Origin of the sequence: Nocardiopsis lucentensis DSM 44048 (assembly GCF_000341125.1) — a bacterium.
Classification (GTDB): Bacteria; Actinomycetota; Actinomycetes; order Streptosporangiales; family Streptosporangiaceae; genus Nocardiopsis; species Nocardiopsis lucentensis.
In genome coordinates this window covers 1-24,038 of the sequence record NZ_ANBC01000118.1, presented here as the reverse complement: position 1 = coordinate 24,038, position 24,038 = coordinate 1, and the positions used below count along the sequence as shown (strand labels likewise).

27 protein-coding genes and 2 pseudogenes are annotated in these 24,038 nt (G+C 70.8%); 15 read left to right on the top strand and 14 right to left on the bottom strand.

Annotated elements, in window-relative coordinates; genetic code table 11:
* The 4 genes and pseudogenes from D471_RS41565 to D471_RS0103835 all read right to left on the bottom strand — a co-directional run.
* Positions 1 to 102: pseudogene (locus D471_RS41565) on the bottom strand (CDP-alcohol phosphatidyltransferase family protein); the annotation flags it as partial.
* A gap of 167 nt (positions 103 to 269) precedes the next feature.
* A pseudogene (locus D471_RS32910) lies at positions 270 to 1,228 on the bottom strand (ArsA family ATPase).
* Positions 1,225 to 1,539: a cory-CC-star protein gene (locus D471_RS0103840; RefSeq protein WP_017597407.1), complete on the bottom strand. Its 315-nt coding sequence runs from the start codon at positions 1,537 to 1,539 to the stop codon at positions 1,225 to 1,227. The pseudogene D471_RS32910 and the gene D471_RS0103840 overlap by 4 nt, the downstream one beginning before the upstream one ends.
* 21 nt (positions 1,540 to 1,560) lie before the next feature.
* Positions 1,561 to 3,375, bottom strand: coding sequence for a carbon starvation CstA family protein (locus D471_RS0103835; protein WP_017597406.1), 1,815 nt, complete (start codon positions 3,373 to 3,375; stop codon positions 1,561 to 1,563).
* A gap of 122 nt (positions 3,376 to 3,497) precedes the next feature.
* Here D471_RS0103835 and D471_RS0103830 point away from each other — a divergent pair, with 122 nt between their 5' ends.
* Both D471_RS0103830 and D471_RS0103825 read left to right on the top strand, forming a co-directional pair.
* A complete protein-coding gene (locus D471_RS0103830) occupies positions 3,498 to 4,289 on the top strand; it encodes a hypothetical protein (protein ID WP_026127382.1) in 792 nt (263 codons plus the stop codon).
* A gap of 69 nt (positions 4,290 to 4,358) precedes the next feature.
* Positions 4,359 to 5,147: an SAM-dependent methyltransferase gene (locus D471_RS0103825; protein ID WP_017597404.1), complete on the top strand. Its 789-nt coding sequence runs from the start codon at positions 4,359 to 4,361 to the stop codon at positions 5,145 to 5,147.
* A 99-nt stretch (positions 5,148 to 5,246) separates the two neighbouring features.
* Here the strand turns inward: D471_RS0103825 and D471_RS0103820 are convergent, their stop codons facing one another.
* Positions 5,247 to 6,650: a flavin monoamine oxidase family protein gene (locus D471_RS0103820; RefSeq protein WP_017597403.1), complete on the bottom strand. Its 1,404-nt coding sequence runs from the start codon at positions 6,648 to 6,650 to the stop codon at positions 5,247 to 5,249.
* A gap of 185 nt (positions 6,651 to 6,835) precedes the next feature.
* On the opposite strand from D471_RS0103820, the gene D471_RS0103815 reads away from it, so the two are divergent.
* Positions 6,836 to 7,390 (top strand): chorismate mutase, encoded by a 555-nt coding sequence (locus tag D471_RS0103815; RefSeq protein ID WP_017597402.1) that lies wholly within the window; start codon positions 6,836 to 6,838, stop codon positions 7,388 to 7,390.
* A 21-nt stretch (positions 7,391 to 7,411) separates the two neighbouring features.
* Here D471_RS0103815 and D471_RS0103810 read toward each other — a convergent pair whose 3' ends face one another.
* On the bottom strand, positions 7,412 to 8,623 hold the full coding sequence (locus D471_RS0103810) for an amidohydrolase (protein ID WP_017597401.1): 1,212 nt from the start codon (positions 8,621 to 8,623) through the stop codon (positions 7,412 to 7,414).
* A 112-nt stretch (positions 8,624 to 8,735) separates the two neighbouring features.
* On the opposite strand from D471_RS0103810, the gene D471_RS32905 reads away from it, so the two are divergent.
* Positions 8,736 to 9,242 carry a hypothetical protein gene (locus D471_RS32905; RefSeq protein WP_017597400.1) on the top strand — a complete coding sequence of 169 codons (507 nt, stop codon included), beginning with the start codon at positions 8,736 to 8,738 and terminating at the stop codon, positions 9,240 to 9,242.
* Between the two features lie 114 nt (positions 9,243 to 9,356).
* Here the strand turns inward: D471_RS32905 and D471_RS0103800 are convergent, their stop codons facing one another.
* Together D471_RS0103800 and D471_RS0103795 are read right to left on the bottom strand one after the other, a co-directional pair.
* Positions 9,357 to 9,545, bottom strand: a complete 189-nt coding sequence (locus D471_RS0103800) for a DUF397 domain-containing protein (protein WP_026127381.1) — start codon at positions 9,543 to 9,545, stop codon at positions 9,357 to 9,359.
* Between the two features lie 8 nt (positions 9,546 to 9,553).
* Positions 9,554 to 10,372, bottom strand: a complete 819-nt coding sequence (locus D471_RS0103795) for a helix-turn-helix domain-containing protein (RefSeq protein WP_017597398.1) — start codon at positions 10,370 to 10,372, stop codon at positions 9,554 to 9,556.
* Between the two features lie 213 nt (positions 10,373 to 10,585).
* On the opposite strand from D471_RS0103795, the gene D471_RS0103790 reads away from it, so the two are divergent.
* From D471_RS0103790 to D471_RS0103745, 10 genes are all read left to right on the top strand, one after another.
* Entirely contained in the window at positions 10,586 to 11,110 is a 525-nt protein-coding gene (locus D471_RS0103790) for an ATP-binding protein (RefSeq protein WP_241479560.1), read from the top strand.
* A complete protein-coding gene (locus D471_RS0103785; RefSeq protein ID WP_017597396.1) occupies positions 11,107 to 11,328 on the top strand; it encodes a hypothetical protein in 222 nt (73 codons plus the stop codon). Before D471_RS0103790 ends, D471_RS0103785 begins: the two co-directional genes overlap by 4 nt.
* 5 nt (positions 11,329 to 11,333) lie before the next feature.
* The gene (locus D471_RS32900) at positions 11,334 to 11,573 is read left to right on the top strand and encodes a hypothetical protein (RefSeq protein WP_394296841.1); all 240 of its coding nucleotides are present in this window, start codon (positions 11,334 to 11,336) and stop codon (positions 11,571 to 11,573) included.
* Positions 11,574 to 11,735: 162 nt separating this feature from the next.
* Positions 11,736 to 11,891 carry a hypothetical protein gene (locus D471_RS40720; protein WP_017597394.1) on the top strand — a complete coding sequence of 52 codons (156 nt, stop codon included), beginning with the start codon at positions 11,736 to 11,738 and terminating at the stop codon, positions 11,889 to 11,891.
* 90 nt (positions 11,892 to 11,981) lie between these two features.
* Complete coding sequence (locus D471_RS0103770) at positions 11,982 to 12,200, top strand: hypothetical protein (RefSeq protein WP_017597393.1); 219 nt, start codon at positions 11,982 to 11,984, stop codon at positions 12,198 to 12,200.
* Positions 12,200 to 12,760 (top strand): DUF6879 family protein, encoded by a 561-nt coding sequence (locus D471_RS0103765; protein WP_017597392.1) that lies wholly within the window; start codon positions 12,200 to 12,202, stop codon positions 12,758 to 12,760. The genes D471_RS0103770 and D471_RS0103765 overlap by 1 nt, the downstream gene beginning before the upstream one ends.
* 258 nt (positions 12,761 to 13,018) lie before the next feature.
* Positions 13,019 to 14,890: a tetratricopeptide repeat protein gene (locus D471_RS0103760; RefSeq protein WP_017597391.1), complete on the top strand. Its 1,872-nt coding sequence runs from the start codon at positions 13,019 to 13,021 to the stop codon at positions 14,888 to 14,890.
* A 119-nt stretch (positions 14,891 to 15,009) separates the two neighbouring features.
* Complete coding sequence (locus tag D471_RS0103755) at positions 15,010 to 16,512, top strand: basic amino acid/polyamine antiporter (protein WP_017597390.1); 1,503 nt, start codon at positions 15,010 to 15,012, stop codon at positions 16,510 to 16,512.
* 13 nt (positions 16,513 to 16,525) lie between these two features.
* The gene (locus tag D471_RS0103750) at positions 16,526 to 17,779 is read left to right on the top strand and encodes an arginine deiminase (RefSeq protein WP_017597389.1); all 1,254 of its coding nucleotides are present in this window, start codon (positions 16,526 to 16,528) and stop codon (positions 17,777 to 17,779) included.
* Positions 17,780 to 17,918: 139 nt separating this feature from the next.
* Positions 17,919 to 19,190, top strand: a complete 1,272-nt coding sequence (locus D471_RS0103745) for a purple acid phosphatase family protein (protein WP_017597388.1) — start codon at positions 17,919 to 17,921, stop codon at positions 19,188 to 19,190.
* Positions 19,191 to 19,289: 99 nt separating this feature from the next.
* Here the strand turns inward: D471_RS0103745 and D471_RS40005 are convergent, their stop codons facing one another.
* From D471_RS40005 to D471_RS0103730, 3 genes are read right to left on the bottom strand one after another with little or no spacing between them, the layout of a single operon-like run.
* Positions 19,290 to 19,427, bottom strand: coding sequence for a hypothetical protein (locus tag D471_RS40005; RefSeq protein ID WP_017597387.1), 138 nt, complete (start codon positions 19,425 to 19,427; stop codon positions 19,290 to 19,292).
* A gap of 47 nt (positions 19,428 to 19,474) precedes the next feature.
* The gene (locus tag D471_RS0103735; protein ID WP_017597386.1) at positions 19,475 to 19,972 is read right to left on the bottom strand and encodes a hypothetical protein; all 498 of its coding nucleotides are present in this window, start codon (positions 19,970 to 19,972) and stop codon (positions 19,475 to 19,477) included.
* Positions 19,969 to 20,517: an RNA polymerase sigma factor gene (locus tag D471_RS0103730; protein WP_017597385.1), complete on the bottom strand. Its 549-nt coding sequence runs from the start codon at positions 20,515 to 20,517 to the stop codon at positions 19,969 to 19,971. Before D471_RS0103730 ends, D471_RS0103735 begins: the two co-directional genes overlap by 4 nt.
* Positions 20,518 to 21,183: 666 nt before the next feature.
* Here D471_RS0103730 and D471_RS0103725 point away from each other — a divergent pair.
* On the top strand, positions 21,184 to 21,471 hold the full coding sequence (locus tag D471_RS0103725; RefSeq protein ID WP_017597384.1) for a hypothetical protein: 288 nt from the start codon (positions 21,184 to 21,186) through the stop codon (positions 21,469 to 21,471).
* Positions 21,472 to 21,592: 121 nt separating this feature from the next.
* On the opposite strand, the gene D471_RS0103720 is transcribed toward D471_RS0103725, so the two are convergent.
* The 3 genes from D471_RS0103720 to D471_RS0103710 form a co-directional block, all read right to left on the bottom strand.
* A complete protein-coding gene (locus tag D471_RS0103720) occupies positions 21,593 to 22,063 on the bottom strand; it encodes an SRPBCC domain-containing protein (RefSeq protein ID WP_017597383.1) in 471 nt (156 codons plus the stop codon).
* 121 nt (positions 22,064 to 22,184) lie between these two features.
* Positions 22,185 to 22,982: an FAD-dependent thymidylate synthase gene (gene thyX, locus D471_RS0103715; protein WP_017597382.1), complete on the bottom strand. Its 798-nt coding sequence runs from the start codon at positions 22,980 to 22,982 to the stop codon at positions 22,185 to 22,187.
* Positions 22,983 to 23,198: 216 nt separating this feature from the next.
* The coding region (locus tag D471_RS0103710; protein WP_017597381.1) for a glutamine amidotransferase-related protein at positions 23,199 to 24,038 on the bottom strand (840 nt) is incomplete at its 5' end.

Here is a 24,038-nt window from a genome sequence, read left to right as displayed (position 1 = left end):
CCCCACCCCCAGCCACAGGAAGACCGGCACGCCCAGCAGCCGGAGCATGCTCAACAGGTTCGGGACCGTCCAGATCCGGTCACTGACCACCGGTCCGGCCACGTCGCCCCCCGCCTCGCCTCTGCCGTCTTCCCCGGATCGCCCCATAGCGCCAACGATAGCGGTCGGTGGGGACGTTTCCCGCCATCACGGCCGCCACCTGGTGTGACGTGCCTTGCGGGGGTCGGCGGCGGTGGGTGGTGGGCCGACCGCGACCGAGCACGGACGCCTCACCGCGCCGGGACCGCGTCCAGGAACGGCACGAGCCGACGCAGGCGCTCCGGTCCGGTCGGTTCGCCGTCCTGCAGGGGTACCCGCACCACGCCCAGGTGCGCGAACCGCTCCTGGGTCAGGGTGAGGGCCCGCGCGCCGTCGGGGCCCGCCGCGCCGTCCGGCGGGATCTGGTTGACGATGACGGGGGCGAGCCGGAAGCCGGCTTCGGAGAGTTGGTCGACGGCGCGCCCGGTCTCGGCGAGCACCATGCGGCGGGGCAGGGTGACCAGGGTGACGACGGCGTCCTCGCGCAGCCGGGCGGCGGCCCGCTCCAACCGGTGACGCCGTGCGTGCAGCCGCTCCAGCAGGGGGTCGTNCCCCCCCCCCCGCCGCTGCCGACGACGTCGGCCAGGGCCTCGGCCCGGCGGGCGCGCTCGCGTTGGCGGGTCAGTCCCCTCACCCACGGGGTCAACAGTGTGGGCAGGTGGAGCAGGCGCAGGAGATGGCCGGTCGGGGCGCTGTCCACGACCAGGTGGTCCCAACGCCCGCCGACCTCCTCCATACGGTCGACGAGGAGGTCGGCCAGGGCGGACTCGGCCATGCCGGGGCTGGCGCCCGCCTGCTCCAGGTGTCGGTGCACGGCGGGCATGACCTCGCGGGGGACGGCGCGGCGCGCGTCCTCGGCCACGTGGGCGATACGGCGGCGCACGGCGGCGTCGGCGTCGGGTTCGGCCGCCCACAGGCCGGGCACGATCGGCGTGGGTTCGTCGGACAGCGGCCTCTCCAGGGCGTCGCCCAGGGAGTGGGCCGGGTCGGTGGACACCACCAGGACCCGGCGGCCGGCGTCGGCCAGGGCCAGGGCGTGCGCGGCGGCCAGGGTGGTCTTGCCGACGCCGCCCTTGCCGCCGACGAAGGTGATCGGCGCGGCGGGAGAAAACGGGGCGGTGACTCCGTCGGGCGTGGTCGGGGTGGTCAACAGCAGCCTCCGGGGGCGCCGAAGTCGTCGCGGCCCAGACGCTGGTGCCACTCGTGCAGGTCGGCGACCATGTACGGGATCAGGTCGAGGGTCTCGTAGGCGACGGGGTTGTCCACGCCCAGGGTCTCCAGCATGAGCAGGGCCCGCAGGGTGTCCTGCTGGGTGCGGGCCTCGCGCTCACGGGCGTGCCCCCACCGCGCCTCGAACACCGCCTGGTGGAAGGCCTCGAAGCGGCGCCAGGAGGAGACGGCGCGCCGCCAGGCCCGACCCAGGGGGCCGGACCCGGCGGCGGTGGCGGGTGCGGTGCTCACGAGGGGGAGTCCGCCCGGTGGTCAGGCATCGCCGTCGGTCCCCTCAGCGGCGGGCTCGGGCGTCTCGTCCGTCTTCCGCTCACCGGTTCCCCCCGCGGTGCCGCTCCGGCGGGCCAGGAAGGCCCGGCGCAGGGCGATCGCGGCCTCGACGGTCATCCACAGGGCCAGACCGAAGATGGCCAGGTCCAGCGGCGCGAGCACGAACCGCTGGAGGGGGTCGTCGGAGCCGACGAAGGTGATGAGCTGGATGACGAGCGCCCAGGAGGTCATCACGACGAGGAAGACCAGCGGGACGAGGATGACGATCGGGTTGCGGCCGCGCTTGGTCACCCAGACCGCGATGACCGCCAGCGCCAGGCCCGCCGTCAGCTGGTTGGTGGTGCCGAACAGCTGCCAGAGGGTGCCCAGGGCGAAGTTGCCGGGCACCAGGGCCAGGGACAGGGCCAGGCCGACCGTGATCAGCGTGGCGACGGTGGTGTTGCGGGACAGGAAGGTGAAGACCCCGTGGGCCGCGCCGCCCTCGTTCGACCGGTCCGCCGCGATGGTGCTGATCTCCTGGATGGTGTAGCGCTGGAGGCGCACCGCGGTGTCCAGGGAGGTGGCGGCGAAGCTGATCACGACGACGCTGGCGAAGACCAGGCCCATGCTCTCGGGCACACCGAGGTTGCTGGCGAACCCGGCCACGCCCTGGACGAACCGGCCGCCCGCACCGGTTCCGGCGGTCTCCCAGTCCACGTACAGCTGGGTCCAGGTGGTGTCCTGGTTGGTGGACAGGACCATGATCCCGGCGGTGCAGGCCAGGATCGAGCAGACCGCGAGCGTTCCCTCGCCCAGGGAGCTGAGGTAGCCGACGTAGCGGGCGTCGGTCTCCTTGTCCAACTGCTTGGCCGTGGTGCCGGAGGAGACCAGGCTGTGGAAGCCGGACACGGCACCGCACGCGATCGTGATGAACAGCAGCGGGAAGATCGACGGCGACCCGTCGGGCACGTCGCCGCGGAAGGCGGGAGCCTCGATCGCGTCCATCCCGACGACCACGCCGAGCATGATGACGGCCAGGGCCAGGACCATCTGGTGCTGGTTGATGTAGTCGCGCGGCTGGAGCAGCATCCACACGGGCAGGCGCGAGGCGAAGAAGGTGTAGGTGAACAGCAGCACCATCCACACCGTCGACGCCTCGACGCCCAGGGCGTTGGCCACGGGGTCGACGGTGATCGGCACCAGCTGGCCGAGCGGGATGCACACGTAGACGACCACCAGCGCGATGACCGACGGAAGGAGCGCGGCCGTGCGGCGGCGGTAGACCACCTGGCCGACGCCGATCGCCAACGGGACGGTGACCAGGACCGGCAGGACCGCCGCGGGGGTGGCGATGAACAGCCCGGCGATGACCACGGCGAACACCGCGTTGACCATGGTCACCAGGAAGAAGATGATCAGCAGGAACATGATGCGGGCCCGCGCGCTGATCACGTCGCTGGCGAGTGTGCCGATGCTGCGGCCCTTGTGGCGGACCGACACGACGATCGACCCGAAGTCGTGCGCGCCGGAGGCGAAGATCGTGCCCAGCACGACCCACAGCAGCGCCGGTCCCCACCCCCAGAAGACGGCGATGGCCGGGCCGACGATGGGTGCGGCGCCGGCCACGGAGATGAAGTGGTGGGCGAAGACGATGTGTTTGTTGGTGGGGAGGTAGTCCACCCCGTCCCGGTAGGTGTGGGCTGGCGTCACGAAGGCGGGGTCCAGCTGGTAGACCCGGTCGGCCAGGTAGACGGAGTAGAAGCGGTAGCCGAGCGCGAACAGCGCCAGGGCCCCGAGGAGGACGGCTACGGCAGGCATGTGGGAGGTTCCTTGCGTGTCGGCACCGCGGTGTGGCTGCCCCGCTGGTGCTTTCGGCTGGGGGGATGGGGGTACAGTCCCGAGAAGTTAACATGAGAGCCACGTCACGGAAAAGGTTCGACGTGAACGATTGGGATACGGCGTGGCGGCGTTCCCCCGCTGGTGAGATGTGCTGGCTGTCCGACGGCGGGCCCGTCGGGGTGCCGGTCGTTCCGCTGCTCGCGGACCACCCCTGCGTGGCGCTGCCCATGGCCTACCTGCCCGTCATCGACTCCCTGCTCAACCGGGCCGCGTTCTGCCTGACCACGGCCGCCGGGCCCGGTGAGCCGACGCTGGTCGCCACCGGCCGGATCCGGGTCCGTCTGGACCTGGACGGGTCGGAGTTCGGCGCGGATCTGGTCGAGCAGGAGGTGCGCAAGCACCCGCCGACACGGCTGCGCGCGGGCAGCCTCATGGCGCGCCGGGAGAACTGGTGGTGGATGTCGCGGGCCGTGGTGAGCCTGGTCGAGGTCGAGCGCGTCCACCGCGTCCCCGCCCGTACCCGGGCGAGCGACGCGCTGCTGGTCCGGGAGGTCGACGCGGACGTGAGCGTGGACGTGGTCACCGCCCGGGACTGGTCGGGCGGAGTGGGCGGGGCGGTGGAGCTGTGGCCGCGCGACGGCCGGGACCTGGACGGGGACGGCGGAGCCGCGTTCGTCTTCGGCCACCAGGCCAGCCCGGACTACGAGCGGTGGGAACGGTGGAGCAGGACCGGTTCCCTGCGAGGGCAGACCTTGGAGATCGCCGAGGCCGAGGGGGCGCCGGACTCCCGTCTCGCGCCGTTCGGCCTGTTCGAGCGGTTGCGCAACCACCGCCAGGTGGAGCGCGCCTGTAAGGCCGGGATCACCGCCGCCGAACGCCGGTTGGTGCGCTGAGGGAACCGTGCACCCTCGGGAACCGGCCCGGCGGTGGCAGCCGCGCACACGGCCCTCTACTCTCGGCGCATGGAATCCTCACGCCCCCTGATCGACACGACCACCGCCCACTCCGCCCGTGTGTGGAACTACTGGCTGGGCGGCAAGGACAACTACCCTGCCGACCGCGAGGTCGGTGACTACGTCCTGCAGGCGTACCCCGAGATGGTCGCCGCCGCCCGCGCGGACCGGGACTTCCTCATCCGGGCCGTCACCCACCTGACCGAACGGGAGGGTGTGCGCCAGTTCCTCGACATCGGCACCGGGCTGCCCACCCACCACAACACCCACGAGGTCGCCCAGGCCGTCGCCCCCTCCTCGCGTGTGGTCTACGTCGACAACGACCCCATGGTCCTGGCCCACGCCAGAGCCCTCCTCACCAGCCACCAGGACGGCACCACCCACTACGCCGACGCCGACCTGCGTGATCCCTCCACCGTCCTGGCGGAGGCCGCCGACCATCTGGACTTCGCCCGGCCGATCGGGCTGACCATCCTGGGCACGATGGGCCACTTCGCCGGCCAGGAGGCCTACGACATCGTGCGCGGCTACGTCGACGCGCTTCCCCCGGGCAGCTTCCTGGTGATGTGCGACGGCACCGACACCAGCCCGGAGATGGTCGAGGCCGCCAAGCGCTGGAACGACACCGCGGCCGCGCCCTACCACCTGCGCGCACCGGACGAGATCGCGCTGTTCTTCGACGGGTTGGACCTGCTCGAACCGGGTGTGGTGTCCGCGACACTGTGGCGGCCGGAGGCCACCGAGGTGGGGCGTCCCCGCGAGGTCGACCAGTACGGGGGAGTGGCCCGCAAGGGCTGACCACCGCGCCCCGCGCGGGCCGGCGCCCTCCTCCGGGGGCGGTTGGGGCACTGACCGGTCCGCCCGGGGCGGTGCCCGCGGCCGGTGGGTGACCGGGGCCTACTCCGTGCCGAGGATGCGGTCGGCCGCGCGCAGGCCGGACAGCAGCGCCCCGTGCACGGTCGCGGTGTGCTCGATCTCCGTGGCCTCCCCCGCGAAGAACAACCGCTCGTCCACCGGTTCGGCGAGGGCCTCGCGGTCGCCGTCCCCCGAGCCGACGGCGGTGTAGGAGAAGGCGCCCCGGGCGAAGGGGTCCTCCATCCAGTGGGTGAGGTAGTGGTCGACGGGGTCGGGGGCCTTGCGGAACATGGAGCGCAGCGACGCCATCGCGTGCTCGACCACGTCCCCCTCCTCCATCCGCGCCAGGAACCTCGCCGCGTTGCCCCCGTTGCGGCAGACCAGGACGGGGACGCCCCGGATGCGCTGGCCCGCGTACCAGTGGAACCAGGTCCCCTCCTGCGTCCCCAGGTGCACGAGGACCTCGGCGTCGCCCCAGAACACCTCGTCGAACAGCAGGAACAGCTTCTCCAGGCGGCCGTTGCCCAGGCGCTCGATCGCGTCGTTCTTGTCGCCGGGCAGGTCGGGGGAGAACTCCACCTGCCCCGCCTTGAGCACGCCCAGCGGAAGGGTGACCAGGACGCGGTCCGCGGTCAGGGTCTCCTCACCCTCGGGGGTGTCGACGCGGACCGAGACGCCCTCGTCGTCGTGGGAGATCCCCAGGACGACGTGGTCCAGACGCACGTCCAGTCCCCGGGCCAGGTGGTCGGTGAGCTGGCTCATCCCGTCGGGGAAGACGACGTCGTCGCCGCTGAACTCGTGCAGCGCGGCCACGGAGCTGAAGGCGACCTCCGTGGCGTCGGCGCCGTGGTCGGCCTCGATGATCCGGTGGACGATCTCCTTGGCGTCCCGGGCCCGCGCCCGGACCAGGTTGGCGTCGTAGAGGGCCTGTTGGACGCCCTCCTCCATGGACTCGCTGGGGTCGGCGCCGACGTTGGCCCAGTACATGTGCTCGTGGAGGAGGTTGACGTCCTCCATGTTGCGGCGGTGGCGGTCGAAGAGGAAACGGCGGCCCTTGGGGTCGTAGGCGGTCTCGGTGGAGCGGTTGAACACGGCCGTCCGGGCTCCGACCTCGCGGACCAGTACGGCGAGGGGGTTGTTCTCCTCGCCGCGCATCCAGGAGGCGCCCGCGTCGATGGTGAAGCCCTCCCAGGTCCGGATCGAGTGGACCCGCCCACCGATGCGGTCGCGGGCCTCGACGACGGTGATCCGCTCCCCCGCGTCCGCGAGCCGGTTGGCGGCGGCCAGACCGCCCATCCCCGCGCCCACCACGATGGTGTGCCCCCTGCCGGCCCCGGCCTCGCGGCCGCGCGGCTCGACCTCGCGCGCCGTCTCCTCCTCGGCGACCGGGGCCTCGGTGGTCGGGGCCTCGGTGGTCTCCTCGCTGACGTCTGCCGGGTCAGCCATCGTGTGTCCTCTCGCCTGTACCAGCCAACGATCGTGACCCTATGTGCACAAATGGACACCGCGGTGGCCGACACCCCGACACGCGCCCACCCACACTCGATGCGCATCATGGTGACGCAAAATCATCACACGGAACTCTCTGTTAGATTCATGAGTCTCTCGACCACCGAACTCAAGGAACGACTGTGCGTGCGCTCGTGCTCCCCGTCACCCTGGCCCTGTCCGCGACCCTCCTCGCCGCCCCCGCCAGAGCGGGTGTCACGGGCGACCTCGGGGACCTGGTGGAGCTGTCCGCCGAGCGGGTCACCGTCGCCGAGGCGGTCGCCGCCGCCAAGTGGCACACCGGCGCCGAGATCGACGATCCCGCGCGTGAGGAGCAGATCCTGGCCGCCGTGGCCGGCCAGGCCCGTCGCGCCAGGCTGGACCCGCGCGTGGCGGCCGCGGTGATGCGCGACCAGATCGAGGCCAACAAGTTCGTGCAACGCGGGCTGATCGCCCAGTGGCGCCGCGCCCCGGGACGGGCCCCGCTCCAGGAGCCCGACCTGTCCGAGCTGCGACCGGTGCTCGACCGCATCACCGCCGAGCTCGTGGAGGAGCTCAAGGCCACCGAGGAGCTGCGGGCCGAGCCGGGCTGCTTCGACACGCTGGCCCGGGACGCCCACCGCGTCGCCGCCGGATACGGGTTCGACCCGCTGTACACGACCGGGCTGGTCCGCGCGCTGCCCTCGGTCTGCGTCTGAGCCGACGCGCGGACCGGCCGCTCAGTCCCCCTCCGGGGGCAGTAGCACGCCGTCCCGGGCCACCACGTTCCCGCCGTGCACGACCGCCCACCGGCGCGGCACGTCCACGACCACCTGCGGCGGGCACTCGCCCTCGACCAGGAGGAAGTCCGCCGGGGACCCCGGGGCGAGGTCGGCGCGCGCCAGGCCCAGCAGGTCGGCTCCGTCGTGGGCGCAGGTGAGGTAGGCGTCGGTGAGTTCGTCGTCCAGGCGGGCGTGCAGGGACCGGGCGAGCAGGTGGGCGCGGTGGAGCATGTCGGCGTTACCGAAGGGGCTCCAGGCGTCGCGGACGCCGTCCGATCCCACTCCCACGCCCACACCCCGCTCGCGCAGCGCCCTCGTGGGCAGGACGCTCGTGGGACCGGGGGCGACGGTGGTCAGCCCGATCCCGGCCTCCGCCAGGTCCTCGGCCAGGCGGCGCAGGTCCTCGCCCGCCACCTCGGGGACGCGGAAGGCGTGGCTGACGGTCACCCGGCCGCGCATGGCCAGCGCGCGGGTGCGGTCGATGACGGCGCGCAGGGCCGTGTGGCCTGGCTCGCCCCGGTCGTGCAGGTGGAGGTCGACGCCCACCCCGTGGCGGTCGGCGATCCCGAAGACGAGGTCGAGTTGGCCGTCCAGGTCGCCGTCGAAGGTGCCCGGGTCGATGCCGCCGACCAGGTCGGCCAGGCCGGAGCGGGCGGCCTCCTCCAGGAGGTCGGCGGTACCCGGCGCCCGCAGGACTCCGTGCTGGGGGAAGGCGACGGTCTGCACCCGTGTGGCGTGCGCCAGGTTGGCCTTCGCCTGCTGGACACCCTCCAGACCGGCCAGGCCGTAGGCGGGCGCGACGTCGGCGTGGGCGCGCATGGCTCGGGTGCCCAGGGCCGCGGCGTGCGCCATGAGGCGCTCGGCGCGGACCGCGACTGGGGTGGGCAGGGCGCGGAAGAGCTCGGCGTCCTGCTCGCCGAGTTCGGCGATGCCGCGCGCCGCCCGCCGCGAGACCCAGGGTTCGCCCCAGGTGGTCTTGTCGGGGTGGATGTGCGCGTCCACCAGGCCGGGCAGGGCGAGGCGGCCGCCGCAGTCCACCACGGTCCGGGCCTCGGCGCTTGCGGCGTCGGCCACGGAGGAGATCACCCCGTCCGCCACCACGAGGTCGACGGGGTCGCCCCCCATCGGCCTGACGTCGCGAAACACCGTCGTCTCGACCTGCTGTGCCATGGCGGGCCCCTCCAGTGCGGGTTCGGGTCGCGGTCGGATGACCGGATGACACGGCAGCATGGCACGTTGTGTCAGTCCACCGCCACCCCGAACGGAAGACGAGGGAACCCGCATGAGCCCAGCGGTCGGGGAGCTCGCCGCGCGGATCCGCGCGATCGACTGGGATCCGGAGGTCGACCGCACCCGGTCCCGGGTGGCCCTCATGCGGGAGTACCTGCGCCGGTCGGCCGTGTGGACGCGGGCGCTCGGCGCGACCGGTTGGCCCTTCCACGACATCGCCGCCGTCGCCGCACCCGGAATCCGGGCGGAGGGGGCGGTGGTCGCGTCGGTGCGCGGGGACCCGGACCTCGCCCGGCAGTTCCCGGCCGTGGGGCGCACCTGTGTCTGGGCGCTGCACCTGGCGGCGGCCCGGGACGCGGGAGCGGCTCTGCCCGCCCTCCCCGACCCCTTCGACCCGCTCATCCGCATGTACGAGCGCGGCGGCGGGTTCTGCCTCTCCACGACGGGGACCGTCGACGTGGACGGCGTGGGTATCGGCCGCGGCACCCTCCTCCAGCACCTGGGCGATGCCCCGAGGGCGCCCGAGAGCGACGCCGGACTCGACGCGCTCGACGGGTGACTCCGTCAAGAAGCTCCGGTCCGGGATGTACCGGGACGGCAAGGGAACCTGGTTCACCCTGACGTACGCGAACGAGCCCCGGAAGCATGCGTTTCCAGGGTCGTTCGTCTGTGGCTAGGAGGGGTTCTCGGTCCCTTTGAGGGAGGAGACGAAGGTGCTCCACTCCCCCGAGGCGAACGTCAAGTGCCCCAACCCGGGCTGCTTGGAGTCACGCACGCCGAGTTCTCCTGAGACAAGGTGAGCGGTCTCCACACACTCCCCGCTGGCCGTGGAATAGCTGCTCTTGTACCACTGCTCTCTCAAGATCCACCTCAGTGTGCGCCACGCAGACCTGCTTTGGTCCTCGCGTCTCCGAATGCTTCCATCCGGAGCCTATCCAGCACACGGAGATGTTCCTCAACCTCGGACGGATCATCCTGGAAGAGGACACTCCTCCTCTGTTCGGTGTGCACGACGCTGAGCGCCCCAACGTCGAGAACCGTGAAGGACCCCATCTCCATAGCCGCGTGCGCACCCACCTCGTAGGGCAACAGCTGAACCGTGACATGGGGTTCGTCCATCAAGGCGATGACACAGTCCAACTGGGCACGCATGACGGCTGCACCACCCACCATGCGATGGATCGCGGCCTCATCAACGATCGCCCAGGTCTGCGGACGATTACGCATCCACACGCGTTGTCTCTCTTGACGAACTTCGACCCTACGATCCACCTCTTCCTGGCTGATGGCCGCCCCGCTACCCGCGATCAGAGCACGCTGGTAGTCCTCGGTCTGGAAGAGGCCGGGGATGTGGATCGCGTCGTACCGCTGAATCCTCCGCGCATCGCTCTCCAGTCCGATGTAGGTCCCGTATCCGCCCTTGATCCCGAAGCGCTGCCACCATCCCGACTCCCGGGCGCGCTCACGCAGCTCCAGGTAGCGACTGACCTCGTCCTCCGGCACCTCGTAGTACGCGAGTAGCGCGTGGAGGTCTCGGCGACGAGGAATCGCGCCGCTCGGGTCTTCCCACCTGGTGATACTGCTCGGTGCCACGTCGATGGCCTTGGCCACCCGGTCGCGCGGCTTGTCCCCTCGTAGCTGCGCCAGTTCCTGGGCCAGCTGCCAACGTCCCACGGTCGGACTCTTCATAGGGCGAGCGTAGCGGCCTACGTTCACCTGCCACCAGGATTATTTGAAATGCACCTTGCACATGGACCTTGTGTGATGGACTATGACTCCATCCGGGAACGAAGCGCATCCACGCGGTTACGCTCCCGGACACGAAAACGGCCCTGGTCGGGTGCGGACACACCCAGCCAGGGCCTGATGCCCTCGAACCTGGTAAGGACCAGGTGAGGACCTGTGAACGAGCGTAGTGCTCCCGTGCCCAAACCCTCGAACCACCCCGAGATGCGGCGCTTCCTGGGCCGCTTCCCCGGCTCTCTGCCCTCGGTCGGAGACGCCCGTTACTGGCTGTGGCAGCGGCTGGACCTGGCACGGATACCCGAACCACCACGTCACGACGCCCTGCTGATCCTCAGCGAGATCGCCACGAACGCCCTGCTGCACGCCCCCACCGGGCGAGGCGGCGGGGCGTTCCTCGTCTCCGTCTTCATGTACGCGCGCTGCCTGCGCGTCGCCGTCCGCGCGACCGGCGGCCCCGCCCTCCCCCGCCTGGAGGTCGTGCCCACCGAGCCGGACGCCGAGCACGGGCGCGGCCTGTTCATCGTCAACAGCCTGGCCGACTCCTGGGGGATCGAGCGCACCCGCTTTGGCCCCTCGGTCTACTTCACCCTGGAGTGGGACCAGGACCCCGAAGAACAGGACACGTGGACGGCGCACCGGTTCCGACAGAACCGGTTCCACACGGCGGGGGTCCAGCGATGAGGGCCGGATACCCGCTCCACCCGAGTCGGGAGCTCGAACGCCCGCGCGCCGACTTCCCCGACCACCTGATCTGCGAACTCCACGACGGGGCCGGACGCCCTGTCTTCACCGCGACCCTGTTGCACCGCCGCTGCCCCTGCCCGCCCGACCTGGTCACCGCCACCACTCCCGTGGCCCTGCGTGAGGCCCTGGGGCGCCAGCGGCACGGTGCGCGTTGATCGCCGTGGAACGGGCCCGGCCGACGACCCCCTTCCCCCGCTGGTCGAGTCCGATCACCCGGCCCGAACCCGAGTCCCACGTGTCACTCGCGGACCTGCGCCGCCGGGGCTGGACGGTCTGGTTCGGGCGGCACACCCGGCAGTACTGGGCCGCGCACACCGGCCGCATGCGTCTGGTCTGCGCCAACACCACCGAGGGACTCATCCGCACGATCACGCAGGTGGATGACCGAACCCCGGGATGACGGGAACACCCCCGAAGGCCGGTGGGCCCTCGGGCCGCACCGACGAAGCCCTCGACCGCGCGACCGGCACCCTGGAAGGCACTATCGGCCACCGGGGTTCACCGGTCGCCGGTCAGGGCAGTCCTTCCGGCGAAGGCCGACACACATGATGGGGTGGAAACCATGAGCGACGAAAGCGCCCTTCCCCCGTGCCAGGAAACACCGTCGGCCCTGCTCGACGCCCTCGCCGCAGCCGACATCAAGCGGCTCGTGCGCGCGTCGCGTGAGGACGACGGGGACGAAGTGGAACAGATACGCCGAAGGTACGTGGACGGGTAGTCCGTAAGTGGCCAGAAGCCCTACGGCGCAAGGCTTCCGTGTTAGTTTCGAAGTTCCGAACCTGCTTCCACGAGCTTCGATCGGAGAATCATGGAGCTGGAGCTGTTGGCTAAGGACGACAAGTCCGGAGGCAAGGGATGCCCGTCCGTGTACATCAGCGACACCGGGGAGTTCGTCGTCCAGAGCACATGCCTGAACGAGGCCGATCTCGCGAAGCTGCAGAACCCCCTGCCCGGTGAGACGGCGGTGCGCATCTCCCCCGAGATCGTGCTCAGGGCCGTCGAGCACTACCGGCAGCGACAGGCGTGATGAGTACCGGCACCATGTCGTGTCCTCTCACCGAAAACGAGTTCGACCGGTTCTTCGAGGAGTGCCGGTACACGGCCTTCCGCTTGGAGACCCTCCAGGTCTACGACGTCGGCTACGAGGAAGAGGCCTTTCGCCGCTTCCTCGACACCGGTGAGGTGATCACGACCGAGTCGCATGAGGAGTGGGCCGCCATCGTCGGTAGGGGCCGACGATTCCATCGGGTCCACGTGGTCGCCGAACCCCTCACGGACTACCTCCGTTTCGAGTCGGTATGGGCCTACCGCTCGAGCATCGAGGCAGGTGAGGATGTCAACATCCTCCCCATCGTGGACGGCTCCTCCTGGCCTGAGGGCATCCCCCGTTTCGACTACTGGCTCTTCGACTCACACCAGCTCGTACGCATGAACTACGACTCCGACGGCCGGATGCTCGATCCCGAACTCGTGACCGACCCAGATCAGATCGTCCAGGCCAACGTGATCCGTGACCGGGCCCTGCACGCCGCCGTCCCCTTCAGCGAGTACGAAAAGCGTTTCGACGCCGATATGCGACCCCTGTGACCAAGCACGACAACCCCATAACGGCCAACAACACCACGCACGGCTCCCCAGGAACCGTGCTGCAGGCAGGCACCGTCCACGGCGACGTACACATCAATCCAGGACACGCGACGCCCACCCACGTGCCACGACAACTCCCGTTCAACGCGGCCGGTTTCGTGGATCGCACCGAGCACCGAAGTTCCCTGGACACGCTCTTGGAGGCGGCAGAGGGCTCCGTCTCCATCCTCCATCGCGGCGCTGACGGGTGCACCCGGAGTGGGCAAGAGCGCTCTGGCCCTGCACTGGGCGCACCGGGTCCGCCCCCGCTTCACTGACGGAGACCTGTACGTCAACCTGCACGCACACGCTCCCGGTCCCCGGGCGGAGGCGGTCCAAGCGCTCGGCGTACTGCTCCAGGCGCTGCGTGTGCCACCGGAGCGCATTCCGGTCGACCTGGACGGCCGATCAGCGCTCTACCGTTCCCTTCTCGACGGCAAACGCGTCCTGGTCGTCATCGACGACGCGCTCAGCGCCGAACAGATCCGGCCCCTGATCCCCGCTTCCCCCGGAAGCATGGTGGTCGTCACCAGCCGGAACACCCTCACCGGACTCGTCGCACGGGACGGCGCGCGACGCCTCTCCCTGGGTGTGCTCCCGAAGGACGACTCGGTGTCCCTGCTCAGAGAAGCACTCGGTACACGTGTGGACTCGGAGCCGGAAGAGGCGCGTCGACTCGCCGGGCACTGCGCCCACCTTCCGCTAGCTCTGCGTGTGGCCGTCGAGCGTCTCGTGGACCGCCCCGGAGCCAGCCTGGGTGACCTCGTCCGCGAGCTTGCAGCCGAAGAATCCCGTCTGGACGCCCTTTCCGAGGAGGAGGACGAGTTGAGCGATCTGCGCGCCGTGATGACCGCCTCGTACCGCAACCTCACCCCGGATTCCGCGCGCTTCTTCCGACTGCTGGGGCTGCACCCCGGAGCCGAGTTCTCCAGCCCCTCCGTCGCCGCCCTCACCGAAACGACGCCCGCCGAGGCACGGCGCCTGCTCGACCGGCTCACACGCTCGAACCTGGTGGAACGGCTACACCAGGACCGCTACCGCCTGCACGACCTGGTGCGTCTCTTCGCCGTCGAGCGGGCGAGGCAGGAGGAGCCGGGCATGGTCGAACCGGCCGTCCGCCGCGTGACGCGCTGGTATCTGCGGGCCGCGGCCAGGGCACAGCTGGCGGAGCACCCGCACTTCCCCACCGTGGAAGGCGAACCCGAGGACACCCCGCTCCCCGACTTCGCCACTGCGCGGGACGCCCTGGAATGGTTCGAAAGGGAGCGCGCCAACCTCCTCGCGGCCCAACACGCCGCCTTCGACCACGGCGACCATGACACGGCCTGGCGACTGCCCGCCTCCGTCTATCCGCTGTTCGAGGTGCACCGGCACTGGCATGAGTGGCGCGCCATGCACCGACTCGGCGTCCGAGCCGCCGAGCGGGCGGACGACGCCTTCGGGCTGGCTCGCAATGACCTGGGGCTGGGGGACGCCGAGTGGCTGTTGGGCGACCTCGACGCGGCGGTCGAGGCGTACAGGGCCGCGCTTGAGGCCAACGCCGTCGCGGGAGACCCCTGGGTGGAGGGTTTCGCCGAACGGCAGCTCGGCGTGGTGGCCTGGCGGCGGGGAGAACGCGACGGGTCGGCCGTGGTCCACGCCAGACGCGCGCTTGAGGTGTTCCGGGAAGCGGGTGAGCGACGTGGCGAGGCGATGGCCCTGCTGAGTCTGGCCGACTTCGCGGTCGACTCGAACGATGTGGAGGAAGCGCTCACCGACTGCCAGGCCGCCATCGACGTGTTCACCGACATCGGCGCGGTCTGGAGCGTGGCCTGGGCCCAGTGCACTCTCGGGCGGATTCTCACCGAGTCGGGCAGGGCGGGTGAGGCGGTCGGAGTCTACGAGACCGCCGTCACCGTGTTCGAGGACCACGGTGACGACGACAGTCTCGCCGTCGCGCGAACGGGCATGGCCGAGGCGTTGATCAGGCTCGATGACACCGATCGGGCCGCTGCGGCGCTGAGAGCCGTCCTGGACCACTTCCGCGACCACGGCGACCACCGATCCGCCGATGTCGAGGCGCGTCTGCGCGTGATCTCCGCGGGCTCCTAGCACGGCGGCGCGTCCAGGCGCCGCGTCACCCACGCGCGGCGCCCGGACCACCCCCACGAGGACACTCAGCGTGTCTGCGTGAACACGACAAGCATCGCTGCGAGCATCACCGAGCGGGAGTGACCAGTTCCCTGGCATCCGGCGGACGAGGGCACGTCGACGAGAAGGGCTCCGGCGAGTTGGCAGAGCAGCGAAGCACCGTGACGGGCGCCGAGAAGGTCGGCCTCCTCACCCTCACGGCCATGGTCGTGGGGTCCATGGTCGGCGCGGGGGTGTTCTCCCTCCCCCAGCGCTTCGCCCTGGAGACCGGGGTCGTGGGCGCGCTCATCGCGTGGGCGGTCGCGGGCATCGGCATGCTCACGCTCGCGCTGGTCTTCCAGGGTCTGGCGCTGCGCAGGCCCGACCTGGACGCCGGGGTGTACGCCTACGCCAAGGCCGGGTTCGGCGAGTACGTGGGCTTCTTCTCCGCGGCCGGGTACTGGGCGAGCGCGTGCGTGGGCAACGTGACCTACTGGGTCCTCATCATGACGACCCTGGGCGCCGCCTTCCCCGTGCTCCTCTCGGGGGGCGGGCTCGTCGCGGTCATGGCGTCGACGGCGGGCCTGTGGTTCTTCTACTTCCTCATCAAACGGGGCATCCGGGAGGCCACCGCGATCAACCGGGTCGTGACGGTCGCCAAGCTCGTCCCGATCCTCGTCTTCGTGCTCCTGGCGGCCCTCCTGCTGGACCCGGCCGTGTTCGCCGCCAACCTCACCGGCGCCGACTACACCGGCTCCCTGTTCGGGCAGGTACGCCAGACCATGCTCATCACCGTGTTCGTCTTCCTCGGCGTCGAGGGCGCGAGCGTCTACTCACGGCACGCCAGGCGCAGGAGTGACATCGGGCGCGCCACCGTCCTGGGGTTCCTCAGCGTCTTCGCCGTCTTCGCCTCGGTGACGATCGTGTCCTACGGGATCCTGCCGATGGAGCAGATCGCCGCGCTGCCACAGCCGTCCATGGCCGGGGTCCTGTCGGCCGCCGTCGGGCCGTGGGGCGGCGCGATGGTCGGCGTCGGACTGCTGGTCTCGGTCCTGGGCGCCTACCTGGCGTGGACGCTCATGGCCGCCGAGGTGCTGTTCGTGGCGGCCAAGGACCGGGACATGCCGCGCTTCCTGGCCGAGTCCAACGACCGGGACGTCCCGGTCAACGCGCTGCTGCTCACCACGCTGCTCTCCCAGGTCGTCCTGGTCGTCACCCTCTTCTCCACCAACGCGTTCGACTTCGCGCTCGACCTGACGGCCTCGCTGTCGCTGATCCCCTACCTCCTGGCGGCCGCCTACGCCGTCAAGCTCGCCGTCACCAAGGAGACCTACGCCGACGACCTCCCCGCCACGCGGCGCCGGGAACTCGCCGTCGCCCTGGTGGCCACGGTCTACACCGTCTTCCTGGTCTACGCGGCGGGACTGGACCTGGTGCTGCTCGGCTGCGTCTTCTACGCCCCGGCGACGTTCCTGTTCGCGCGCACCCGGCGCGAACGGGGCCAACGCGTGTTCTCCGTCCGCGAGGCCGTCCTCTTCGCCGTGGTGGCCGTGGGAGCGGCGGTCGGCCTGGTCGCGCTCGGCGCCGGATGGATCACCCTGTGAGAAAGGCAAGCGCATGGCAGTCGACTCCACCACACCCGCGCACGGCGTCCACTCCGAGGTCGGACGGCTGCGCAAGGTTCTGGTGTGCTCACCGGGGCTCGCCCACGAGCGGCTCACCCCGACCAATTCCGACGAACTGCTCTTCGACGACGTGATGTGGGTCGAGGCCGCCCAGCGCGACCACCTCGACTTCGTGAACAAGCTGACCAACCGGGGTGTGGAGGTCGTCGAGCTGCACGACCTGCTGGCCCGGACCCTGGGCGTGCCCGGAGCGCGAACCTGGCTCCTGGACCGCACGATCATCCCCAACCAGGTCGGGCTCGGCCTGGTCGAGGGCACGCGCGCCTACCTCGACTCCCTCTCCGACCGGGACCTGGCACGCCACCTCATCGGCGGCCTGGCGATCTGCGACCTCCCCTCCGATTTCCGAACCGACTACGCGTCCATCGCCCGGAAGTCCCGCAGCGACCGCGAATACCTGCTTCCACCGCTGCCCAACACGCTCTACACCCGCGACACCACGTGCTGGATCTACGGTGGACTGACGCTCAACCCGCTGTACTGGCCCGCCCGGCACGAGGAGACCCTGCTCATGAAGGCGGTCTACCGGTTCCATCCGGAGCTGGCGGAGTCGACCGTGTGGTGGGGGGACCCCGAGCAGGACTGGGGGCGGGCCACTCTGGAGGGAGGCGACGTCATGCCCGTGGGCAGGGGGGCGGTCCTGGTCGGGATGAGCGAGCGCACCTCCCGCCAGGCGATCACCCAGCTCGCCAAGGCCCTGTTCGACGCCCGGGCGGCCGAACGCGTCGTGGTGGCCGCCATGCCCCGTCTGCGCGCGGCGATGCATCTGGACACCGTGTTCACCTTCGCCGACCGCGACCTGGTCACCGTGCACCCGGCGATCGTCGACGGGATCCGCTCCTTCTCCCTCCGGCCCTCCGACCGGGCTCCGGGTGTGGAGGTCACCGACGAGGAGGACGCCCGTTTCGTCGACGTGGTGGCCGACGCCATGGGCCTGCCCCGCCTGCGTGTGGTGGAGACCGCCGGTGACGTCTACGCCTCCGAACGCCAGCAGTGGGACAGCGGCAACAACGCCGTCGCCGTGGAGCCGGGCGTGGTGTTCACCTACGACCGCAACACCCTGACCAACGCCGCGCTGCGCAGGGCCGGGGTGGAGGTCATCACCATCGTCGGCGCCGAGCTCGGCCGCGGGCGCGGCGGCGGGCACTGCATGACCTGCCCGATCGCCCGGGACCCGCTGGACTGAGCCCCTGTCCTGGGCGGGAAACGGTACGCATGCCCGGGGTTCACCACACCACGACGGATGGCCACAGGGGATTCACACCGTGTTACCCGCGGGCGGCTACCGTCGCCGCGTCAGCGTTCCCCCCGCAGAAAGGCACCCGGTGTCTCACTCCGCTGCCCGTCACACCCTCGCCGCGCTCGGCGCGACCCTGCTGACCCTGACCTCCGCAGCGGTGGCGGCCCCCGTCGCCGCCGCGGCCACCACGCCCGAGCGCGTGATCCTCGTCCCCACCGCGGACCCCTCCACCTCCCAGACCATCACCTGGCGTTCGGACGACTCCGGCTCCCCCGTGCTGGAGATCGCCCCCGCCGCCTCCCCCGACCAGGTCACCACCGTCGACGGCGCCAAGACCGACGAGGTCGGGGGCACCTTCCACGCCGTCACGGCCAACGGCCTGACCCCCGACACCGACTACCGCTACCGCGTCGGCGACGGCGCCGTCCTCAGTCCCTGGCGCACCTTCACCACCGCCTCCGCAGGCGCCGACCCCTTCACGTTCCTGTACTTCGGCGACGTCCAGAACGGCATCTCCACCGGCGGCGCCGCCATGGCGCGAGCGGCCCTGGCCGCCGAGCCCGACGCGGAGCTGGCCGTGCACGCGGGCGACCTGGTCAACGACGCCGACAGCGAGTCGGAGTGGACCGAGTGGTTCGAGGCCTTCGGCGCCGAGGCCACCGGCACGATGAACCACGTCACGACCGCGGGCAACCACGAGTACGCGCTGCTCTCGCTCAGCGACTACTGGCGCCCGCAGTTCCCGACCCCGGGCAACGGCGCCAGCTCGTGGGGACGCCACCTGCCCGACACCTCCTACCACACCGACTACCAGGGCGTGCGCTTCATCGTCCTCAACTCCAACTACCGTCAGGCCGCGCCGCTCGGCAGCCGGATCTGGATGGACATCCAGCGGGACTGGCTGGAGGACGTCCTGGCCGACAACCCCCACCCCTGGACGGTCGTCACCTTCCACCATCCGGTGTTCTCCAACAGCCCCGACCGTGACAACGGCGTCCTGCGCGACGCCTGGCTGGACACGTTCGAGGAGTACGACGTCGACCTGGTCCTCCAGGGCCACGACCACTCCTACGGTCGCGGCAACGTGGCCGCCAACGGCACCGACGACCCCAGAGTGCAGACCGGCCCGGTCTACACCGTCGCGGTGACGGGCACCAAGATGTACGACATCGCCGAGGACAACTGGACCGACAACGGCGCCGAGGTGCGCGTGCAGCTGTCCGACACGCCCACCTACCAGGCCGTCGAGGTGGACGGCGACTTCCTGCGCTACACCGCGCGCACCGCCGACGGCACCGTCGTGGACTCCTTCACCATCGACAAGGGCGACGGCAAGGTCGTAACCGACACCTTCTAGGGCCGACCGCTGCTTCCGGAGAACCCGGGGGGCGCCGCGCACCACGCGCGGCGCCCCGACCCGCGGGCCGGTTCGGCTCCGCGACGCGGCCCCGCCGGCTCAGATCAGCAGCAGGCCGATCCCGGCCAGCAGTGCGGTGGCCGCCAGCGCGGCGATCAGCAGGACGGTGCGCCGGCTCGCGCCGGAGAGGCGCAGGGCCAGGGCGAGGGGGCCGATCGGGGGAATCCTGTCGTTCATGGTGCTCTCCTCTTGTGTGTGGGATCCGCAGGTGTGTTTCGCGGGGTTCAGGAGTCCTCGTGACGCAGGGCGTCGCGCAGCCGCAGCAGCTCACGACGGCGGGACCGCGCCCGGAGCAGGGCGGTCCCCGCCGCGATGACGAGGCAGGCGCCCACCAGGGCGGCGCCCAGGGCCACGGCCGGGGCGGCGCGGACCACGGCCAGCGCCGTCCCGGCCACGCCGGTGACCAGGGTGGCCACGAGAGCGAGCCAGCCGCCCAGGACACGGTCCCGGGCGAACAGCGGTCGGCGCCGACTCAACACCCAGCCGGCGAAGGCGGCCCAGGCCAGACCGATGGCGATCAGTCCGGCGAAGGCGATCTGGGTGCGCGTGGGCAGCGGTTGCGGCTCGGTGGCCCACAGCACGGCGATCAGCACAGCCCCGCACCCACCCGCCAGCCCCACGGCCACATACCGCATCCGGGAGCGCAGCGAGGCCTCCGCGGCCAGCGCGCGTTCCAGTTCCTCGGGCACCTCCCGCCCGGCCGCGGGCTCGTGCTCGCTCATATCTCGTATCCCCTTTCGACAAGGACGGCGCGCAGCATGCGGCGTGCCCGGTGCAGCCTGCTCTTGACCGTGCCGGGAGGTACTCCGAGCACCTCCGCGCAGGAGGTGAGCGGCAGATCCTGCAGGTGGAACAGCACCAGCACCTCGCGTTCCAGCGGCGGCAGCCCGTACAGTCCGGCTTCGATCTGCATCGTGGTGAGCACGCCGTCGAGAGGGTCGTCGTCGACGGCGACGGCCTCCGCCTCCGCCACGGACGTCTCCGCCGCCTGGTAGGACCGCCGCAGGTGGTCGGCGATCGCGCGCCGGGCGATGGTGAACAGCCACGGGGCGAACCGCTCCGGTTCCCGCAGTCGCGGCAGGCCGCGCAGCACCGCGACCCACACCTCCTGGACGAGGTCGTCCGCGAGGTGCGTCGAGCCGACCATGCCGCGCACGTAGCGCCACAACGGGGCGTGCCAGGCCCGCACCAGTTCGCGGAACGCGTCCCGTTCGCCCAACTGGCAGCGCACCACCAGCAGCCCGTCACGTCGCGCGTCGCCGCCCACCGCGCCTCCCCTTCGTGTCGCCTCTCATCAGAACAGTCCGCGTCGACGGCGGAAAGGTTCACGGGACGGTCGTCTCCGCGGCCAAGACGCGTACCGAAGCACCCGGTGCGGGGGAACGTTCGGATGAGTTCACCAGGCCGCCGTCACCGTGTTCGAGGACCACGGTGGGCGAGAGGGTCTTCCGAACAGGACGCGGACACGGATTCCCCTCCACCCTGCTCATGCGGTTTCCTTTCGGGTATCCCGGAGATCACCGCACCGAACAGGAGTGATCGTTTTTCCGACACCGACCACCACTGCCCGACACCGGACCCGGAATCCACGAAAAAATCCGCTGGGACCTGCGGAAAAACGACCTATGACGCTCGCACCCGCCCCGTGGAAACATCGCTCACCGGGGTGAATGCCAGCGAGGCCGGGGAACGCCCCCGACGGGCGCCCGGACCAGTCGGACCGTGAGCACCCGCGGTCGATGGGGAACCGACCACGACCAGCGAATTCGTCCTTTCCGCTGGCCCTGACGCGTCGATTACGCACACCCAACAGGGCCCACCCGGAAAAAGCCGACAAGTACAAGTATTGACGACCGCAGTCCCGGAATGATGGGATCTGGCATTGGCCACCGCGACACCCCCTGGTGGCTCACTACCGAAAGGAATTCGCCTGATGCCACTGCGCGGCAGAGCACTCGGAACCGTGGCCGCGGCCGTTCTCATGGTCGGCGGCGGCCTGATGACCGCACCCGCCGCCCAGGCGGCGACGGCAGCACCCGAGGCCGAGCAGACGCAGACCGCCGCACTCTTGTACGAGTGGCAGCACATCGGTAGGTACTACTCCTACGACTCCTGTATCGGAGTGGGCAAGAATCTGCTCAATTCCTCGTACTTCAGCTATGAGGCGTACCGGTGCACCCACCTCGGCGGCCAGTCCCACTGGGACCTGTACATGAGGTAGGGCCGACGATCCATACAGGGGGGCGACGATCGGGTCCGGTCGCCCCCTCCATCGAGGTCCGACCGGGCTCGCCGCGTTTCGGCGACAACCGCGCGCGCAAGCCGAAGGCCCCGGAGGTCCGTCACGGCTCCACGTACGCCGCGAGGTTGGCCAGGGACGAGGCTAGTCCCGTCTCGTGATCGGTCTGGGCGATGCCCTCGGGCACACCGGTCGCCGCCACGGTCACCAGCGTGCCCTCGGAATGGTCGGCCAGGCTCCAGGTGATCGTCATCGTCCCGGCGAACGCGGGGTCCTCCGACGCGAAGACGGCCCGCTGCACGACCCTCTCCCCCGGGACCAGCTCGACGAACTCGACCTCGACGACGTCGCTCGCCTCCGACGACTTGCCCCGTCCGGCCCCGGGGTCGAGGTAGGTCAGCTCCATCCGGAACCCGCCCCCGGGCCGGGGCTCGAAGCGGTCGAGCCGCCCGGTCATCCCCTCCGGCGGCAGCCAGGTCCGGAGCGCCTCCGCTGCGGTCATCGCCGCGTAGACCGCCTCGGCCGATGCCCGAACGACCCTGCTCGCCCGGTCCACACGCTGTTCGTCCACCACCGCGGCCTCCCGCGAACGACCTCTCCCGACCGGACCCACGCTAACGGCGCGCGGTGACAGACGACGGACGCCGCCCGCGCCGGAGGGGACCGGGGCGGGCGGCGTCGTGGATCAGGAGGGCTCAGACCTTGCGCCAGCGCGGCACCCAGGCGCCGTCGGTGACCTCGTAGTCGCCGAACAGCGCGGGCGCCTCCTTCTGGAGGGTCTCGCCGATGAGGTGGAACAGCAGGCGGATCTCCTCCTCCGCGCCCGGCGCCGTGCGGGCCTCCAGGGTGTGGCGCAGCGTGCGCACGTTCGCGGTCCACACCAGCCCGGTCGCGACGCCCTCCGGGGCGAAGCGCCGCATGAAGGAGGTCTTGTGCTTCTTCTCGGCGAACTTCACGCCCTCGTCGTCGAGGCCGAAGTGGTCGGCCATCCAGAGCTGGAACTCCTCCATCCTCTGGAGCATCTCCGCGGCGCGCTTCATCAGCTCCGGGTCGTCCTCGGCCCAGTCCGGGAACCAGAACGGCAGGTCGGTCAGGCGCACGAAGCGCAGCGACTCCTGCGACACGGCCACGCCCGGCCGGTGGCGGATGAGCTCATGGGTGAGCACACGGGACACGTTGTGCAGCACGAAACTGAAGCTGATGTGCTCCAGCACGGATCCGTGCATGCTCGCCAGGATGTTGCCCAGGTACTGGTCCTGGTCCTTGCGCACGCGGGTCACGTTCGGGTTCAGCCCCGGCTCCCAGGAGCGGTAGCAGAGCCGACCGGCGAACTCGGCGAGGTTCTGCGGGTCGTTGAGGTGGGCGTCCAGCTCACCGCGGTCGAAGCGCTCCAGCCACGCCTCTCCCCCGACCTCCTGGAGGTAGTCGGCGATCGCGTCGTAGTCCACCTGCGGACGCGCGACCAGACGTACCTGCGGCTCGACCTTCTTCACAGCACCCTCTCCTCATGGCTCCCCACCCCGGGCACACGTCAACGCCGTGACCTGGGGGTTTGCCGGACCACGGGAACGTGTGCGGGGTTGGGCCGATTGGCCTTCCCCGAGGGTACACGTCCCGCCCGGCTCCCGGCCCCCGCTCCCGGACGATCCGGCCCGCGCGTGAGCGTTCCCACGCGCGGGCCGACAGGGGTCAGCCCCGGGACACGCCGTTCAGCCCCGGGCCAACCGCAGCATCCGCGCCACGATGCCCTCGCCGACGGTCGCCGTCAGGATCGACTCGGGGTGGAACTGCACCCCGTACCACCGCGCCGCCGTGTCCTCGATCGCCATGACCACCGGCTGCTCACCGTCCAGGACGGCGGTGACGTCGAAGTTCTTCACCAGTTCGGGCAGCGTGTAGGTGGAGTGGTAGCGGGCCGCGGGGAAGACCTCCTCCTCGCCGAGCCCCTCCAGCAGACGTCCTCCGCAGACGCGCACCCTGCCCGGTTTGCCGTGGACCGGTTCGTCGAGCGTGCGCAGCTCTCCCCCGGCGTGCTCGACCATCGCCTGGAGCCCCAGGCACACACCGAACACCGGCAGTTTCCGGGCGGCCAGCTCGTCCAACAGCTCGGCCATCCCGAAGTCCTCGGGCAGGCCCGGACCGGGCGAGAGCACCACCAGGTCGGGCGCGAACCGGTCGAGCAGGGAGGGGTCGAACCCGTAGCGGACGGTGGTCACCTCGGCTCCGTGCCTGCGGACGTAGTCGGCGAGGGTGTTGACGAACGAGTCCTCGTGGTCGACCAGTAGGACCCGCATCCCCTCGCCGGGGAGTCCGGACCCGGGAACCGCGGAGGCGTGGTCGGCGGAGCCGTCGCGTGCTCCCACGGCCGCTTCGTCCCGCTCGCCCAGCGCGAGCGTCTCCAGCAGGGCGCGCGCCTTGAGGAAGGTCTCGCGCTCCTCGGCCTCGGGGTCGGAGTCGTAGAGCAGCGTCGCCCCGACCCGGACCGCGGCCACACCGTCGCGGATGTGCGCGGTGCGCAGGGTCAGGCCGGTGTTCATGGAGCCGTCGAA

Coding starts and splice junctions, on each gene's coding strand:
- D471_RS0103835 (WP_017597406.1), bottom strand. CDS start 3,375: ATGCCTGCCGTAGCCGTCCTCCTCGGGGCCCTGGCGCTGTTCGCGCTC.
- D471_RS0103825 (WP_017597404.1), top strand. CDS start 4,359: ATGGAATCCTCACGCCCCCTGATCGACACGACCACCGCCCACTCCGCC.
- D471_RS0103820 (WP_017597403.1), bottom strand. CDS start 6,650: ATGGCTGACCCGGCAGACGTCAGCGAGGAGACCACCGAGGCCCCGACC.
- D471_RS0103810 (WP_017597401.1), bottom strand. CDS start 8,623: ATGGCACAGCAGGTCGAGACGACGGTGTTTCGCGACGTCAGGCCGATG.
- D471_RS32905 (WP_017597400.1), top strand. CDS start 8,736: ATGAGCCCAGCGGTCGGGGAGCTCGCCGCGCGGATCCGCGCGATCGAC.
- D471_RS0103795 (WP_017597398.1), bottom strand. CDS start 10,372: ATGAAGAGTCCGACCGTGGGACGTTGGCAGCTGGCCCAGGAACTGGCG.
- D471_RS0103785 (WP_017597396.1), top strand. CDS start 11,107: ATGAGGGCCGGATACCCGCTCCACCCGAGTCGGGAGCTCGAACGCCCG.
- D471_RS40720 (WP_017597394.1), top strand. CDS start 11,736: ATGAGCGACGAAAGCGCCCTTCCCCCGTGCCAGGAAACACCGTCGGCC.
- D471_RS0103770 (WP_017597393.1), top strand. CDS start 11,982: ATGGAGCTGGAGCTGTTGGCTAAGGACGACAAGTCCGGAGGCAAGGGA.
- D471_RS0103765 (WP_017597392.1), top strand. CDS start 12,200: ATGAGTACCGGCACCATGTCGTGTCCTCTCACCGAAAACGAGTTCGAC.
- D471_RS0103750 (WP_017597389.1), top strand. CDS start 16,526: ATGGCAGTCGACTCCACCACACCCGCGCACGGCGTCCACTCCGAGGTC.
- D471_RS40005 (WP_017597387.1), bottom strand. CDS start 19,427: ATGAACGACAGGATTCCCCCGATCGGCCCCCTCGCCCTGGCCCTGCGC.
- D471_RS0103735 (WP_017597386.1), bottom strand. CDS start 19,972: ATGAGCGAGCACGAGCCCGCGGCCGGGCGGGAGGTGCCCGAGGAACTG.
- D471_RS0103725 (WP_017597384.1), top strand. CDS start 21,184: ATGCCACTGCGCGGCAGAGCACTCGGAACCGTGGCCGCGGCCGTTCTC.